Origin of the sequence: Glutamicibacter sp. JL.03c (assembly GCF_025854375.1) — a bacterium.
Taxonomy (GTDB): domain Bacteria; phylum Actinomycetota; class Actinomycetes; order Actinomycetales; family Micrococcaceae; genus Glutamicibacter.
Genome location: NZ_CP107575.1, coordinates 531,216 through 546,817 on the forward strand (window position 1 = coordinate 531,216; position 15,602 = coordinate 546,817).

A 15,602-nucleotide genomic window follows, 5' to 3' on the forward strand; every position below is an offset into this window, starting at 1 on the left:
CGGCGGAATTAGCAAGGGGCCAGCAGTTCATTGCCGAACTGCTGGCCTCCCAGTAGCCATCGATTAGTGCTGGGCGTTGGCCCAGACGGCCTCGGCGGATTCGGCTGCCGGCTCATCGAAGATCCACTCGCCGCCTGGTTCGGCAGGCATGGTGTAAGGCTGGACGATCGCGAGCGCTGCGCCAATGCGGTGTTCGGCCACCACATGGATTGCGTCACGGTCGTTTTCCTGCAGCAGCACATCCGAGGCGATGGCGATGGCCTCGAAGTGCGTACCCTGCTGGTTCAGTACCTGGACCAGATCGGCAGCCATGGCCTCAGTATCGATATCTGCGTCCGGATCCTCCGGATCATCCGTTGGCGGAACAGCGATCAGACGCAGCTCCGGCTCATCCTCGCCGTCCTTCGGCTCCAGCGCGATGGCGAAGGGGAGGAACACGCCCTGCTCTTCAAGCTGTTCGCGAGCCACGCCCAAGGCGGTGCCCAGAACCTTGTTCAGCGCATCCTTGACGCCCTCATCCAATGATTCGAGATTCATGTCTTCCCTTTTGCTAGTTCGTGACGTTTTCTCCGCGCACGATGGCCAAAACGGCATCGCGCAGGGGCTCAATAATTGCAGCGGTGCGGCCCTCGCCATTAAAGCGAAGATACGGTTCGGTGTTGGACGGGCGCAAGTTGATCCACCAGCTGCCGTCCGTCGCCGAAATGGTCGTGCCATCCATGGTCAGCACATCAACTGGCTGTCCGTCAAAGTGAGCCACGACCCGAGCTGTGGCCCCTTGCTTGTCTTCAACCTGGGAATTGATCTCCCCGGTGGCAACGTAGGGCTCGTATTCGGCACCCAGTTCCGAGAGCGGAAGGTCCTGCCCGCCCAGCGCGGCCAGTACGTGCATGGCTGCGAGCATGCCGGTGTCGGCATTGTAGAAGTCGCGGAAGTAGTAGTGGGCGGAGTGCTCGCCGCCGAAGACCGCGCCCTGGGCTGCCATCTCGGCCTTGATGAAGGAGTGGCCCACGCGGGTCATTACCGGGGTGCCGCCGGATCTCTTGACGAACTCCGGGACCGCCTTGGAGGTGATCAGATTGTGGATGATCACCGGGTTCGGCTCGCCGGCAGCCTGAACGCGGGCGATTTCGCGGACTGCGACGAGGGCGGTGATGGCCGATGGGGACAGTGGAAGGCCGCGTTCGTCGATCACGAAGCAACGGTCGGCGTCGCCGTCGAAGGCCAGGCCCAGATCGGCACCGTGCTCCAGCACGGCGGCTTGCAGATCCTTCAGGTTTTCCGGTTCCAGCGGGTTGGCCGGGTGGTTGGGGAAGGTCCCGTCCAGTTCGAAGTACAGCGGTACGATATCCAGTGGCAGGGCCGGGAGCACGGTGTCGCCAAGCACTGCCGGGGTGGTCATGCCACCCATGCCGTTGCCCGCGTCCACGACGATTTTCAGCGGGCGAATGGCCGCGAGATCAACCAGCTCGCGCAGGTAGGCGGCATAATCGGCGAGGACATCGCGCTCGCTGATGCGTCCCTGCGGGGCATCGCCGGAAACAGGCAAGCCCTCATTGAGGTATTGCTGGGCGAGATCGCGGATTTCGAACAGGCCAGTGGCCGAAGAGATCGGGCGGGCGCCGGCCTGGGACATCTTGATGCCGTTGTACTGGGCCGGATTGTGGCTTGCGGTGAAAACCACGCCAGCTGCATCCAGCTTGCCGGAGGCGAAGTAGAGTTCGTCGGTGGAAATCAATCCGAGCATGATGACGTTGGCGCCACGGTAGGTGGCACCTCGGGCAAAGGCCTGGGCGAATTCTGCTGAGGATGGGCGCATGTCGCCGCCGACCAAAACATCCTTGCCAGCCAAGGACAAGACATCAACAAAGGCTGCGCCGATAGCTTCGATCGCTTCGGCATTCAGGCTCTCGCCGACTACGCCACGCACGTCGTAGGCCTTAAAGCTCTGATTAAGATCAATTTCTTCACTCACACCTTTCAGCCTACCGGTTTGACTGATTCAAATCATCGAGAATGGCGCTATTGTGCATGGGAAATGCCTAACACTTCCGCTAAATATGCGTTCTGCGCGCCTTCGGATTCCTTGTTCTTGCACAAATCGGTGGGGCCGGGGCTAAATCGGGGGAGGAAACTGAAATACTTGATCCATGGATGGCTCAACGCAAGTGGATCTGAAAACTCTCGCGCTGCAGAAATTGCGCGCCCTGGTGCAAAACCCGGAAGCCCAGTTCCATGACGGGCAGTATGAAGCGATCGAAGCCCTGGTCGCCCAACGCCGTCGCGCATTGGTGGTTCAGCGTACCGGCTGGGGAAAGTCGGCGGTGTACTTCATCGCATCCCTGCTGCTGCGGGAACAGGGGTACGGTCCCACCCTGATTGTCTCCCCGCTCTTGGCATTGATGCGCGACCAGGTGGCCGCCGCCGAGCGGGCCGGGGTGCGAGCCGCCGCCATCAATTCTGCCAACGTGCTTGAATGGCGCGAAATTCTTGAAAAGCTGCAACGCAACGAAATCGACGTATTGCTGGTGTCCCCCGAGCGGCTGAACAATCCGTCATTCCGGGAACAACAGCTGCCCATGCTGATGCAGCGGCTGGGGCTGCTGGTGATTGACGAAGCCCACTGCATTTCGGACTGGGGCCATGATTTCCGTCCCGACTACCGGCGTATTCGCGACCTGATTGGCCGCTTGCCCCACGGCCTGCCGGTGCTGGCCACCACGGCAACGGCTAACAGCCGAGTAGTCGAAGACGTCGCGGAACAACTAGCCGGCGGGACCGAACAGGTCTTCACCCTGCGCGGCACCCTGGCCCGTGACTCCTTGCGGCTGGGGGTGCTTCGCTTGCCCTCTCCGCGCATGCAGCTGGCCTGGCTGCTCAGCCACATCAATGACTTCAAGGGTTCCGGCATAATCTATACGCTCACGGTGTCGGCGGCCGAGGACATCGCCAGGCTCCTGCACGAAGCCGGGCATCAGGTGGCCTCCTACACTGGGCGCACGGACTTGGAGGAACGTGAGCGGCTGGAACAAGCCCTGAAAAACAATGAGGTCAAGGCGCTGATTGCCACAAGCGCATTGGGCATGGGATTCGACAAGCCTGATCTTGGGTTCGTGCTGCACGTAGGCGCGCCGAGCTCGCCGGTGGCTTATTACCAGCAGGTGGGCCGCGCGGGCCGTGGCAGCATCAACGCTGACGTGCTCCTGCTGCCTGGACCCGATGATTCGGAAATCTGGGAATACTTCGCCACCAGCTCCATGCCGGACCAAGTCCGCGCTACCCAGGTACTTGAAGTCCTAGCCGGCACCGATGGCGCCATGAGCGTACCGGCGTTGGAAAGCGCGGTGAATCTGCGCCGCTCGCCTTTGGAACTGCTGCTGAAAGTCCTGGCCGTGGACGGGGCAGTGGAGCGCGTTGCCGGCGGATGGATGCGCACCGACATGCCATGGACCTACGACGCGGATCGCTACAAGCGCGTGGCGCAAAGCCGGATCCACGAGCAAAACCTGATGGTCAATTACGAAAACACCCGCGGCTGCCGAATGCAGTTCTTGACCGAAGCGCTGGATGACCCGCGTTCGGTGGCCTGCGGGCGTTGCGATAACTGTGCCGGCGTGTGGTTCGATGACCATATTCCCGAGGATTCCAAGGACAGCGCGCAGGCTGCGTTGGGCCGGGTTGGCATCCCGGTCGAGCCTCGCAAGCTCTATCCCTCGGGTCTGGATCGGTTGGGCTATTCGCTCAAGGGGAAGATCCCCGTGGATGAGCAACTGGCCAACGGCAGGGCCCTGGCCAGGTTGACCGACCTCGGGTGGGGCAACCGCTTGCGCCAGCTCTTCGCTGATCCCGCCGATCATCCAATCGACAAGGCGATGCTTGATGCATGCGTTAAGGTGCTGGCGGAGTGGAACTGGGAAGAGCGCCCGGTAGGCGTTGTCGCCATGCCATCGAATAAGCGGCCACAACTGATCACGTCCTTGGCTCACAGCTTGGCCGAGGTGGGCCGTTTGCGCTACCTCGGACAGCTGGAGTATCGGGGTGCGGGACCGCAAAATGGATCCGGAGGCAACTCCGCGTTCCGTGTAGCGGCGGTAGCCGATGCCTTTGAGCTTCCAGCCGCCCTGGAGCAACTCGTGGCCGGCGCTCCGGGACCGATTTTGCTGGTTGATGACCTCGCAGATTCGCGCTGGTCGCTGGCAATGGCCGGTCGCGCCTTGAGGATTGCCGGTGCGCCGGGTGTCCTGCCTTTCACTTTGGGCGTAGCAGGGTAATTGCACAGTTAAAAGAAGTAGTCTGGATGTATGGAAATTATCATCTGGCTCGTCGTCATCATCGCAGTGATTGCCCTGGGCTACTTCGGTCTGCAGGCATTACGGAAGAAGAATACTGCGCAAGTTGCGCAGGCGATCTCCCGTGAAGCAGCCGAGGCAGCTAACGCGAAACTAGATGATTCTTCCCGTAACTCGGTGTACCGCAATCTGGCCAAGGGCGACGTCATGGGAGCCGTGCAGGTGTACCGTGCAGCTACCAGTGATTCAGTGAAGAACTGTGTCATCGCAGTGCGCAGCCTCGACAAGTACCCGCAGGTGGCTCCTGCCAAGGAACTTCCTGCTGATGATGCCGAAATCAAGGCATTGAGCGACAAGCTCGAAGCCCAGGTTGAGCGTGAAGACCGCGTGGCTACCGGCGGTCAGCCCAAGGATGCCCAGCCGGGTGCCTCGGACGACCACTGGGTGGTTCCCCAGGAATGGAGCGAACAGTTCGGCTCCGAGAACGAGCCAAGCGCCACCCATTTCAAGATGGCCTTCGAACTTGATGGCGAGAGCCGCGAATTCTCCAGCGAACAGCTGCCGCCGAACGAATACGATCAGTTGTTCTCCATGCTGCGCGATTCGAACTTCGAAGAAGCCGCAAAAATCTTGCATGGGTACACAGGATTGCCGGTGGAAGATCTCGAGCGGATGATCGCCACTTCGCCTATGTCAGGCGGGGCTTCGAACGGCAACGTCGCTGATTTCCGGTTTGAAGGCCAGGGACCGGATGGTCCGGTGCACTTCGATGCGGCTGAATTGCCTGAAGCTGACCGCGAGGCGCTTTTTGAGGCCATCGCCGATACCGATTTGGACCGCATGTCGGAGATCATCGTGCGCCATACCTCACTGCCCGAAGATATCGTGCAGAACATGCTGCAGACCTTCGTCAAGCGCAAGGACTAGCGCAAAAACCCGATCCAACTGCTGGATCCAATATCGGCGCTCTGATCATCACGATCGGGGTGCCGTTTTTTGTTGGCTATTGCCCAAGGCCCGTGCCGGTAACGCCCGCGAAATCAATCTGCAAGCTATTCACGCGCGTTGCGGGAACTGGCTGTTCCGGTGCGGGCCGTGTTGCCGCAGGATAAAGAAAAACCCCTACCTGAGTAGGGGTTTTATGGCGGACACGGGGGGATTTGAACCCCCGGTCGAGTTTTAGCCCGACCCTTCATTAGCAGTGAAGTCCATTCGGCCGCTCTGGCACGTGTCCATCCGCTGTTTCCAGCAGAATCTAGCCTACCTGAAGATGGGCGCGTGTTCCAAAACGAGTCGACTACTGCACCTGTCGCCAGAGGAATTCGTAACTTGTAGCCAGCATTTTCGCGGTTGACTCGTTGTCCGTCGAGCCGGCATGTCCGCCGCCTTCGGGCTCGTGATACCGCACGTTTTCGATGCCCAGGTCCATCATCTTGGCCGCCATGATTCGGGCTTGAGATGGGCCGACTCGGTCATCGGAAGTCGTAGTCCAAATCAAAGACGCAGGATAGTCATCCACCGGGTGGGGCTGGTCGCTGAGGCGATGGACCGGAGAGAAGGTTCGAAGGAATTTCCAATCCTCAGGGTTCTCGGGATCCCCGTACTCGGCAATCCACGAATGGCCCGCGGCAAGCTGCGTATACCGCTGCATATCGAGCAGGGGGACACCGCAGGAGATGGCCCCGAACAGCTGGGGGTATCCGGCAATCATATTGCCCATCAGCAAACCGCCATTGGATCGGCCGGTGGCTGCCAGGTGCTCGCGCGAAGTCACACCTCGCTGCACCAGGTCTTCGGCGATCGCGGCAAAATCCTCATAGGCGCGATGGCGATTCTCGCGCAAGGCCGCCCGATGCCATGCCGGACCGTATTCTCCGCCGCCGCGAATATTGGCCATCACATAGATCGCTCTGCGGCCCCGCTCATTGTGCCGGGTAAGCCACCCGGTCCCCATTGCGGCTGCGTAGCCGGGAGTCATGCTGTGCTGGAATCCGCCATACCCATCCATGAGCACGGGATTCTGGCCATCCAGAAGCAGGTCTTTTGCCGCGACCTGGAAGTAGGGGACACGGGTCCCGTCAGCGGAAGTCGCGAAATGCTGGGTGACGCTCAATCCTTCGGCATTGAATCGTTCGGGCGATTTCTTCACCGCGGTGGCTGTGGATCCGACAGGTCCACGCAACAACGTGGTGGGCGTCGTGAATCCGGTAACGGTCATCCAATAGTCATCGCCGGCAGCCGGGTCTTCATCATCGACAGCTCCCACCGAAACGCTCAGCATCGGATCCTCAAGCGGCATCTGGGATTCACTGAAATCCTCACGCAGGCTGATGACGCGGACCTGGGCGGCTACGTGGTGCAGTACGGTGAGCAGCAGGTAGTTCGCGGTGAAGCTCAAGGATTCCAAGGCAGTACTGTCGTCGGGGACGAAGAGCACCCGCTGGATGGTGCCGTCCTCTAGGAATTCATCCAGTTCGGCAATGGCCAGTGAGCCGGCAGTGATGATCTGGCCCTGGTGCTTCCAGTCGGTCTGCGGCGCGAAAAGCACCCACTGGCGGTGCAGGCTCACCTGGACGTCCGTAGGCACTTCAATGACATGATGCTCGCCGTCGAGGAAGACTCCGGTGGCCGAATGATAAAAATCGATGGCGTCGGTGGTCACGATGCGTTCAAACCCGGGGGTTGAATCGAAGTAGCCGAACGCCGCCACATGCTCCTTGTCCACTTCAAAGAGCATCGGCGCTGCTTCGATGTCAACGCCTCGCCCTACGCGTCGCAGCGTGTTGGCATAAGTGGAGCGTGTGGTGAATTGTTCACTGCTGGCAGAGCCGACCAGCAGGGTATCACGGTCGATCCACGAGGCTTGGGTCTTGGCCACGGGCAAGTCGAACCCGCCGTCAACAAAGCCCTTGCCGATCAAATCAAACTCCCGGATGCGCACCTGATCGCCTCCGTCGGGGCTCAACCGGATCAATGCGCGTTCATAGGGTTCGGATTCTTTCGGGCGAAGCAGCGTGGAACCAGCAAAATGCCATTCCTGTCCTTCCGACTTCGCCAAGGCGTCCAGATCGAGCAATATCTCCCACTGCGGGTCATCGGTGAGATAGGACTGCCACGTCGTTCGTCGCCACAGCCCGAGGCGGTGCTCCGCGTCGCGCCAGAAGTTGTAATAGCACTCGCCTCGCTTGGTGACCATCGGAATGCGGTCTTGCGCGTCGAGCACCGTTTTGATGCGCTGGACCTGTTCGTGGAACGAATCGTCGTAGAGTTCGTCTTCGGTTCGCGCGGACTGTTGCTGCACCCATTCAAGGGCCGACTTGTCGCGGGTACCTTCTAGCCAAGAATATGGATCAGCGTTCGTCGCCATGGAAACATGCTCAGTCATGGGCATAGTCTATGCGGTAGGGCTCATGGCCTGCGTTAGAGGTAATAACCTAGAGGGGTGAGCACCGTGATGGAGAACCCCAAGATTGAGTACAGCCTGGCTATTGTCGGGGCTGGCCCGCGTGGCACCAGCGTTGTCGAACGATTTGCTGACTTGTCGCTCAGGCTGGCGCCCAAGGGAAGCAAGTTGAACATCGTGGTTCTCGATCCGTGCCGTCCTGGATCAGGGCACGTCTGGAATCCGCAGCAGTCGGAGAATTTCTGGATGAACACCCCCGCCTCGTTCCCCACGGTTGCGCCCGAACGAGTAACCGATGAGCCGGGTTTGAGCTTCAGGCAATTTGTCGCGCTGGGGGGAGATGGGCGACAGCTCACCGAGGAGCATGCCAAAGCCATCAAACATATCGACGCGGGAACCTATCCATCACGCGCTTTGTACGGCGAGTACCTGGAGCATGTTTTTGACCGTAGCTGTGCCGTGCTCACGGAGCATGAGTCATTCACGATCCAGCATGTTCCGGCCGAAGTCCTCGCTGTGCGTCCGCAGGGCAACGGATATCAGCTGGAGTACAAAGCGTGTACTCCCGGCTCCGAAGCGCAGCACCTGTCAGCAGATGCGGTGGTCCTGGCCTTGGGGCACCAGAGTGCGGAACTGAATCCCTGGCAGAAGCAACTGCAGGAAGCCGCGATTAACTCGGGTGCCACCTATCTGCCGCCGAATATTCCCGCTGATCTTGACTTCAGCAAATTCGCGGACGGACAGCCAGCGCTCATTCGAGGGCTGGGCCTGAACTTCTTTGACTGCATGGCTGAACTCACCCTGGGCCGGGGAGGAATCTTCCGGGAGGTAAGCAATGAACCGGGACATCAGTTCGAGTACGTAGCCTCTGGCAGGGAACCTGAGCTGATTGTGGCATCGCGACGCGGAACCCCCTACTGGGGCAAGCCGGTCGTTGAGCAGTTCATCCCAGATGAGATCGAATTGCGCTTCTTCGATGTCCAGGATCTGATTGGCCATCTTGCCGAGCTCCGAGCAACGAACTCGAATGCCACGCTCGAGTTCTCGCGGCATATCTGGCCCAAGCTCCACCGTGATGTGCTCTTCGCCTACTTCCGGCAGTGCGCACGGAGCACCCGTGCGCCCGAGGGCTTATCAGCGGAAGAGTTCATCGAGCGGCTCGAATCGATCCTTATGGCCGAACACCGCGAAGGCAGCCAGGTGTGGCTGGGCGAGCTGCGCAAATTCATCTCGCAATTCCCGGAAATCCAGTGGCTTGATGTTCCCAAGCTTGCCCGGCCTTTCGAAGAATTGGGATTTGCATCTACTGGGGACTACCAGCAGGCAGTCCAGGATTATTTGATCAGCAATGTCCGGCACAGCACCGGGGGTCTGGACGACCCGTTGTCCTGCGCCATCATGACGATGAATGCCGGGCGGATGCTGGTCAAGGAATTGATTGTCGCCGGTGTTATCGACGAACAGTCCCGGATTGAAGAGATCCAAGCGCACTTCGAACCACTGGTTGAAGGGCTGGCCTCCGGGCCTCCCTTGGAAAGAATCGAACAATTGCTGGCGCTATCCCGCGCCGGGATCGTGACCTTTATCGGCCCGGAACCGGAATTCGCCTTTGATGAAGTCTCGGGGCAGTTCACTGCTTCTTCGCCATGGGTGGACGCCGAAGTGCACACCGCGAAAACCATGTGCGAAGCGATGATGCCGGGCAACCGCGTACTGCAGAACGACACAACGCTCATCAAGCAATTGCTGATGGAGCACGTGGGCCGAGCCCACACTTGGCGCAATTCCGAAGGGGAGAGCCTTCCCGGTTCAGGTTTTGATGTTGTGGGCGAGCCATACCGTCTGGTCAACAGCGAGGGACTGGCCCATCGCGGGATTTTTGTGATGGGCCTGCAGCTATCTTCAGCGCAATGGGGAACGGCGATTGCAGCCCAGGCTGGCGACGTGAATAATCCTGCGGCGCGAACGCTCAAGGACGCCACGCATGTAGCCAACGAAGTGGCACGCCTGGCTGGTTTCCTGGTCGGCGAAGGGCTGCCGACAGAACGGCAATAAACAGTTTGGCGGGCTGATCAAAAGATCAGCCCGCCAAACTCAAAACGCGGATGGTATGGGATTTGAACCCATGAGACGGGGTTGCCGCCTACTGGTTTTCAAGACCAGCTCCTTCGGCCGCTCGGACAACCATCCAACCCGAAAAAGTATACGGCATGAACCCTGATTGGAAGGAATTGAGATCCATGAGCGAAACAATGAACGCCTACATCTACAACGCCGGTGGAGGGCCAGAGGTCATCGAGCTGACCGAACGGCCCATCCCTGGTGTTGGAGCCGGGGAAGTACTGGTCAAGATCGAAGCCTTTGGATTGAACCGTGCCGATGTGCAGCAGCGCAAGGGGGTTTATCCACCGCCTGAGGGAGCTAGCGATATTCCCGGACTGGAGATTGCCGGAAGCATCGTGGCGGTCGGTGACGGGGCCAGCGATTGGAGCGTTGGCACGCGCGTGGCGGCACTGCTGGCCGGAGGTGGATACGCACAGTATGTGAACGTGCCGACCGAGCTGCTGATTCGAATCCCTGACGAGCTGTCGATCGAGGAGGCAGCGGCCCTGCCGGAAGTCTCGGCCACGGTGGTATCGAATCTCTTCATTGAAGGTGAACTGGAGCAGGGACAAACGGTCCTGATTCACGGTGGGGCCGGTGGCATCGGGTCCATGGCTATTCAACTGGCCAAGGCTGCCGGCGCTCGTGTATTCGTCACTGCGTCGTCGGACGAAAAGCTGGCCTACTGCCAGGAGCTGGGAGCTGATCAGGGCATCAACTACCGCGAAGAGGACTTCGAGCAGCGAGTTGGCGAACTGACCCAGGGGCAGGGCGTTGATTTGATCCTCGACGTCATCGGCGCGAAGTACCTACAGCCGAATATCAATGCGCTCGCCGTGAACGGGCGGTTGGTCATCATCGGTCTGCAGGGCGGAACCAAAGGAGAAGTGAACTTGGGCGTGATGCTTGGGAAGCGTGCCAGAGTCATCGCTACGACGCTCCGTTCCCGACCGCTGGAGCAGAAGAGCGAGATCATCAAGCAGACCATCGCACGAGTGATGCCGTTGGTCGATGAAGGAAAACTAGCCTTCAATGTCTCCAAGATCTTCGAATTCACCGATCTGACTAGTGCACATGAGTATTTTGATTCGGGTGAGCACACAGGAAAAATCGTTGTGAAGGCTTAGCGGGAAATGTTTCAGGCGCGTAAAGTGACACAGTAGTCTTAACAGCGTGATCGAGCTTATATAGTGCGATCGCGCACATCACTTGCCACGCCCCTGAGGAGGATGCTCACCTTGAGTGCCCAGAATACGCTGCCCCCGGCAGGCGTTGATCCTGAGGTCGCCCAACGCGAAGAAACGCGTTGGACGCCTCTGCGCATCGCCGTCTGGATCGCCATTGCCCTGGTTGGTGGCATTGCTTGGTCCTTCCTTGCGTTTTCGCGAGGAGAAACCATCAATGCGATTTGGTTCGTCTTCGCAGCCGTCGCCACCTACCTGATTGCCTACCGTTTCTACGCGAAGTTCATCGAACGCAAGATCGTCCGGCCGGACGACTTCCGTGCGACCCCTGCCGAAACGGTGAACAACGGACGCGACTTCGTTCCGACCGATCGCCGCGTGCTCTTCGGGCACCACTTCGCCGCGATCGCCGGCGCGGGTCCTCTGGTCGGCCCGATCCTGGCCGCCCAGATGGGCTACCTGCCGGGAACCATCTGGATTATCGTCGGCGTTGTCCTGGCCGGAGCGGTCCAGGACTACCTGGTGATGTTCTTCTCCATGCGCCGCGGCGGCCGTTCCCTGGGCCAGATGGCCCGCGAAGAACTCGGGCTGATCGGTGGCACCGCCGCCCTGATCGCCACGCTGACCATCATGATCATCATTACCGCCATCCTGGCGCTGGTCGTGGTCAACGCCCTGGGCGAATCAGCATGGGGCGTGTATTCGGTGGGCTTGACCATCCCGATCGCGCTCTTCATGGGCATCTACCTGCGCTTCATCCGCCCGGGCAAGGTCCTGGAGATCTCCATCATCGGCTTCATCCTGCTGATGTTCGCGATCATTTCCGGCCGCTGGATCGCCGAATCGCCATGGGGCGCCGAATTCTTCCACCTGGATCGCACCACCATCGCGTGGGCCATCATCATCTACGGCATCATCGCCGCAGTGCTTCCGGTCTGGCTGCTGCTGGCCCCTCGTGACTACCTGTCCACGTTCATGAAGATCGGCGTCATCGCCCTTCTGGCCGTGGCCATCATCATCGTGCGCCCGGAAATCACCGTTCCGGCCTTCTCCGAGTTCGCCTCGCGGTCCGATGGCCCGGTGGTCTCCGGGCATATCTTCCCGTTCCTCTTTGTGACCATTGCCTGTGGCGCGCTGTCGGGCTTCCACGCACTGATCTCCTCGGGCACCACCCCGAAGCTGGTTGAGAAGGAAAAGCAGACCCGCTTCCTGGGCTACGGCGGCATGCTCATGGAATCCATGGTGGCCATCATGGCGCTGGTGGCTGCGATCTCCATCGACCGCGGCGTGTACTTCGCGATGAACTCCTCGGCGGCCGCCACCGGCGGCACCGTGGAAACCGCGGTAGCCTTCGTGAACTCGCTGGGCCTTGCCGGCGTGAACCTGGAACCGAATACGCTCACCGAACTGGCCGCCAATGTGGGTGAGACCAGCGTGGTCTCGCGTACCGGTGGAGCTCCGACCCTGGCCGTGGGCATCGCCCACATCATGCACCAGTGGTTCGGAGGCACCGCGATGATGGGCTTCTGGTACCACTTCGCCATCATGTTCGAGGCGCTGTTCATCCTCACCGCCGTCGATGCCGGCACCCGCGTGGCCCGCTTCATGCTGCAGGACACCATTGGCAACTTCTTCCCGAAGTTCAAGGACACCTCATGGCGTCCCGGGGTGTGGATCTGCACCCTGGTCATGGTGGCCGGATGGGGTTACATCCTCATCCTGGGCGTGACCGATCCACTGGGCGGAATCAACACCTTCTTCCCGCTGTTCGGCATCGCGAACCAGCTGCTGGCGGCAATCGCCTTGGCAGTGGTCATGGCCATCATCGCCAAACGCAACAACTTCAGGTACTTGTGGGTTGTCGCCCTGCCTCTGGCCTTCACCGTGGTGGTCACCTTCGTGGCCAGCTGGCAGAAGATCTTCTCGCCGGATACCAAGGTCGGATACTTCGCCAACCACAATGCCTACAAGGAAGCGCTGGCCAACGGCGAAACCTCGCTGGGTTCGGCCAAAACCGTCGAAGCCATGGAAGCTGTGGTGCGCAATACCGGCGTCCAGGGCTGGCTCTCGGTGCTCTTCTTGCTGCTGACCGCGGTGGTGATCGTTACCGCGATCATGGCAACGCTCAAGGCCAAGAAGAACGGCGGCGGCAACAACACCGAAGATCCTGCAGTCCCTTCGAAGATGTACGCGCCGGCCGGCCTGATTTCCACTCCTGCTGAAAAGCAGCTGGCGAAGGAGTGGAAGCAGGTTCCTGCTTCATCGCAAGTCCAGCGGGGCGGCCACTAGCCATGGCAACGCTGATGGAACGCCTCTCGCAGGCCAAGCGGTTTGTCGACGGGGTGCTGGGTGCCGATAAGTACCAGCACTATCTGGAGCACCATCATCGCAATCATCCGGACCAACCTCCGATGAGCGAACGGGAGTTCTGGAAAGACTACACCGACTGGCAGGAAAAGAACCCCGAGGGGCGCTGCTGCTGAAAGCACCGATCACCGGTCCCGAAACCACCCGCACCTGCGGGAGGTTTCGGGACCGGTGTCGTTTTATGTCGCATCCATGCTCTTACCGGTGCCGTGGCACCGGTAGGCTAGAGCTAACGTTTCTTATAGATCACCGGTAGAGAAGAGTCATGGCGTTCTTTTCACGACTTCGCGCTGAGCGCGCAGCCACTCGCGAACTTGGCGAGGGGGTCTGGCGCCGCGCCCACGATCGCTTCCAGCGTTCCCTGGATCGCGTGTTCCAGGTGATCGAGGGCGTTGCCGATGACCAGGTCTATAACCAGCTGGTCAAGGAAGCCAATGACATGGCAGACCTGCTGGCCACCGTGCGGCAGCTGTGCACCATGGCCCAGCGGATCACGCCGAGCAACGACGAGCATATTCCGCAGTCCACGGCCGGGGTGCACCGCAGCCTCACCAAGTCGGCCAATGACCTCGCGACCACCGCGCAGGTCATTGCGATGATGCGGATGCAGGCCGAAGCGGGGGAGCCGATCGATATCGAATCGGTGCGCCATCGTGCTCAACTGGTCAAGGAAGATGTGGGCCGAGCCGCCCAGCTGCTCACCGGCAGCGAATAATTGACAATTCCCGATCAGTTGCGTGGTGGTCCTAGAAATCGGGTCGGGCGGTGCACTAAATTGGTTGCATGACCCAAACAATACCCACAAGCAAGTTCCTCGACGGAAACACCATTGACCAGCTGGGCTACGGCGTGTGGCAGGTCAAGGACGATGAAGCGGAAATCGCGGTTGGCAAGGCCCTGAAAGCTGGATACCGCCACATCGACACCGCGAAGATCTACGGCAATGAAGCAGGCGTCGGCCGCGCTGTTGCTGCCAGCGGCATTGCCCGCGAAGACCTGTTCATCACCACCAAGGTCTGGAACGCGGACCAGGGTTACGACAAGACCATCGCAGCAGCCGACGCATCGCTGGAGCGTCTGGGCCTGGAATACGTTGACCTGTACCTCATCCACTGGCTGCAGCCCAAGCGCGGCACCTACGTGGATACCTGGAAGGCGCTGATCCAGTTGCAGAAGGACGGCAAGGCCAAATCCATCGGCGTCTGCAACTTCACCGTAGATGCCCTCGAAGAGCTCTACACCGAAACCGGTGTCCGCCCGGTGATCAACCAGGTTGAAACCCACCCGTACTTCCCGCAGGCCGAACTGCGTGCCTACGAGGCCGAACACGGCATCCTGCACGAGTCGTGGTCACCACTGGGGCAGGGTGGAGACCTGCTCAAGGATCCAGTGCTTGAAGGCATCGCCAACAAGCATGATGCCTCCGTGGCGCAGGTTGTCATCGCGTGGCATCTGGCACTGGGCAACATCGTTATTCCGAAGTCCGTGACCGATGCGCGCATCGTGGAGAACTTCGAATCGTTGAACGTGACCCTGGATGCTGAAGACATTGACGCGATCGCCTCCTTGGATCGCGGAGCAGAAGGACGCATTGCTGCCGACCCAGCCACTGCCGACTTCGAGTAAGTCATAAGATCGGCGTCGGCCCCTCGGATTCCCGGAATTCGAGGGGCCGACGCGTACCTAGTCAATGGCAACCCTCGAGGAGAACCCGACATGCACAAGCTCACCGTTCTATATCCAGAACCCGCTGATCGTGATGCCTTCGTCAAGTACTACGAACAGACCCACTTGCCGCTCGCAGCCCAACTTCCTGGGCTTCGTTCGTGGCGCTACTCGACAGATATTTCCCCGGACGCGCAAGGCAACCCGGCGAAGTACTTCGCGGTTTTCGAGGCCGAGTTCAGCGATGTTGATGCATTTCGCGCTGCCATGAGCTCGCCTGAGGGGCAGGCGGTTGCCGCGGATGTCCCCAACTACGCCACCGGTGGAGCGATAACGCTCGACTTCGAAATCACCGGCGGCAACGACGCTTGAGAAATGCGAAAATCCCCGGAATCACGCAAGCGTGATTCCGGGGATGTTCTTCACATGAGCCCCCTGCCGGATTTGAACCGGCGACCTGCTCTTTACGAGACAGACGAAAGCGATATTTGAGTGTTTTTGACTGTCCTGTTAGGCCTAGAAATAAGGCTATTTGTTCCGCTGGTGCAGGGGATTTCAGTTTTTACCCGACAGTGTGTGCACACAATTGCA

The 15,602-nt window shown here is 60.0% G+C and carries 12 protein-coding genes and 2 tRNA genes; 9 read left to right on the plus strand and 5 right to left on the minus strand.

Annotated elements, in window-relative coordinates:
- Positions 1–63: 63 nt before the first annotated feature.
- Together OF385_RS02500 and OF385_RS02505 are read right to left on the minus strand one after the other, a co-directional pair.
- Positions 64–537 (minus strand): hypothetical protein, encoded by a 474-nt coding sequence (locus OF385_RS02500; RefSeq protein WP_264276836.1) that lies wholly within the window; start codon positions 535–537, stop codon positions 64–66.
- A 13-nt stretch (positions 538–550) separates the two neighbouring features.
- Entirely contained in the window at positions 551–1,975 is a 1,425-nt protein-coding gene (locus tag OF385_RS02505; protein WP_264276837.1) for a phosphomannomutase/phosphoglucomutase, read from the minus strand.
- Positions 1,976–2,150: 175 nt separating this feature from the next.
- Between OF385_RS02505 and OF385_RS02510 the strand changes: the two genes are divergently transcribed.
- Both OF385_RS02510 and OF385_RS02515 read left to right on the plus strand, forming a co-directional pair.
- Positions 2,151–4,271 carry a RecQ family ATP-dependent DNA helicase gene (locus OF385_RS02510; protein WP_264276838.1) on the plus strand — a complete coding sequence of 707 codons (2,121 nt, stop codon included), beginning with the start codon at positions 2,151–2,153 and terminating at the stop codon, positions 4,269–4,271.
- Between the two features lie 30 nt (positions 4,272–4,301).
- A complete protein-coding gene (locus OF385_RS02515; RefSeq protein ID WP_264276839.1) occupies positions 4,302–5,216 on the plus strand; it encodes a hypothetical protein in 915 nt (304 codons plus the stop codon).
- 215 nt (positions 5,217–5,431) lie between these two features.
- Here the strand turns inward: OF385_RS02515 and OF385_RS02520 are convergent.
- Together OF385_RS02520 and OF385_RS02525 are read right to left on the minus strand one after the other, a co-directional pair.
- Positions 5,432–5,523: transfer RNA gene (locus tag OF385_RS02520), tRNA-Ser, on the minus strand.
- A gap of 63 nt (positions 5,524–5,586) precedes the next feature.
- Positions 5,587–7,674: a prolyl oligopeptidase family serine peptidase gene (locus OF385_RS02525; RefSeq protein ID WP_264276840.1), complete on the minus strand. Its 2,088-nt coding sequence runs from the start codon at positions 7,672–7,674 to the stop codon at positions 5,587–5,589.
- Between the two features lie 57 nt (positions 7,675–7,731).
- Between OF385_RS02525 and OF385_RS02530 the strand changes: the two genes are divergently transcribed.
- On the plus strand, positions 7,732–9,747 hold the full coding sequence (locus tag OF385_RS02530) for an FAD/NAD(P)-binding protein (RefSeq protein ID WP_264276841.1): 2,016 nt from the start codon (positions 7,732–7,734) through the stop codon (positions 9,745–9,747).
- Positions 9,748–9,794: 47 nt separating this feature from the next.
- Here OF385_RS02530 and OF385_RS02535 read toward each other — a convergent pair.
- Positions 9,795–9,882: transfer RNA gene (locus OF385_RS02535), tRNA-Ser, on the minus strand.
- A gap of 62 nt (positions 9,883–9,944) precedes the next feature.
- Here OF385_RS02535 and OF385_RS02540 point away from each other — a divergent pair.
- From OF385_RS02540 to OF385_RS02565, 6 genes are all read left to right on the plus strand, one after another.
- Positions 9,945–10,922 (plus strand): NAD(P)H-quinone oxidoreductase, encoded by a 978-nt coding sequence (locus OF385_RS02540; RefSeq protein ID WP_413468139.1) that lies wholly within the window; start codon positions 9,945–9,947, stop codon positions 10,920–10,922.
- A 102-nt stretch (positions 10,923–11,024) separates the two neighbouring features.
- Positions 11,025–13,268 (plus strand): carbon starvation CstA family protein, encoded by a 2,244-nt coding sequence (locus OF385_RS02545; protein WP_264276843.1) that lies wholly within the window; start codon positions 11,025–11,027, stop codon positions 13,266–13,268.
- Positions 13,269–13,270: 2 nt separating this feature from the next.
- On the plus strand, positions 13,271–13,462 hold the full coding sequence (locus OF385_RS02550) for a YbdD/YjiX family protein (RefSeq protein ID WP_264276844.1): 192 nt from the start codon (positions 13,271–13,273) through the stop codon (positions 13,460–13,462).
- A gap of 149 nt (positions 13,463–13,611) precedes the next feature.
- Positions 13,612–14,061, plus strand: coding sequence for a hypothetical protein (locus tag OF385_RS02555; RefSeq protein ID WP_264276845.1), 450 nt, complete (start codon positions 13,612–13,614; stop codon positions 14,059–14,061).
- 68 nt (positions 14,062–14,129) lie between these two features.
- Positions 14,130–14,972: an aldo/keto reductase gene (locus tag OF385_RS02560; RefSeq protein ID WP_264276846.1), complete on the plus strand. Its 843-nt coding sequence runs from the start codon at positions 14,130–14,132 to the stop codon at positions 14,970–14,972.
- Between the two features lie 90 nt (positions 14,973–15,062).
- Entirely contained in the window at positions 15,063–15,383 is a 321-nt protein-coding gene (locus OF385_RS02565; protein ID WP_264276847.1) for an EthD family reductase, read from the plus strand.
- Positions 15,384–15,602 lie beyond the last annotated feature (219 nt).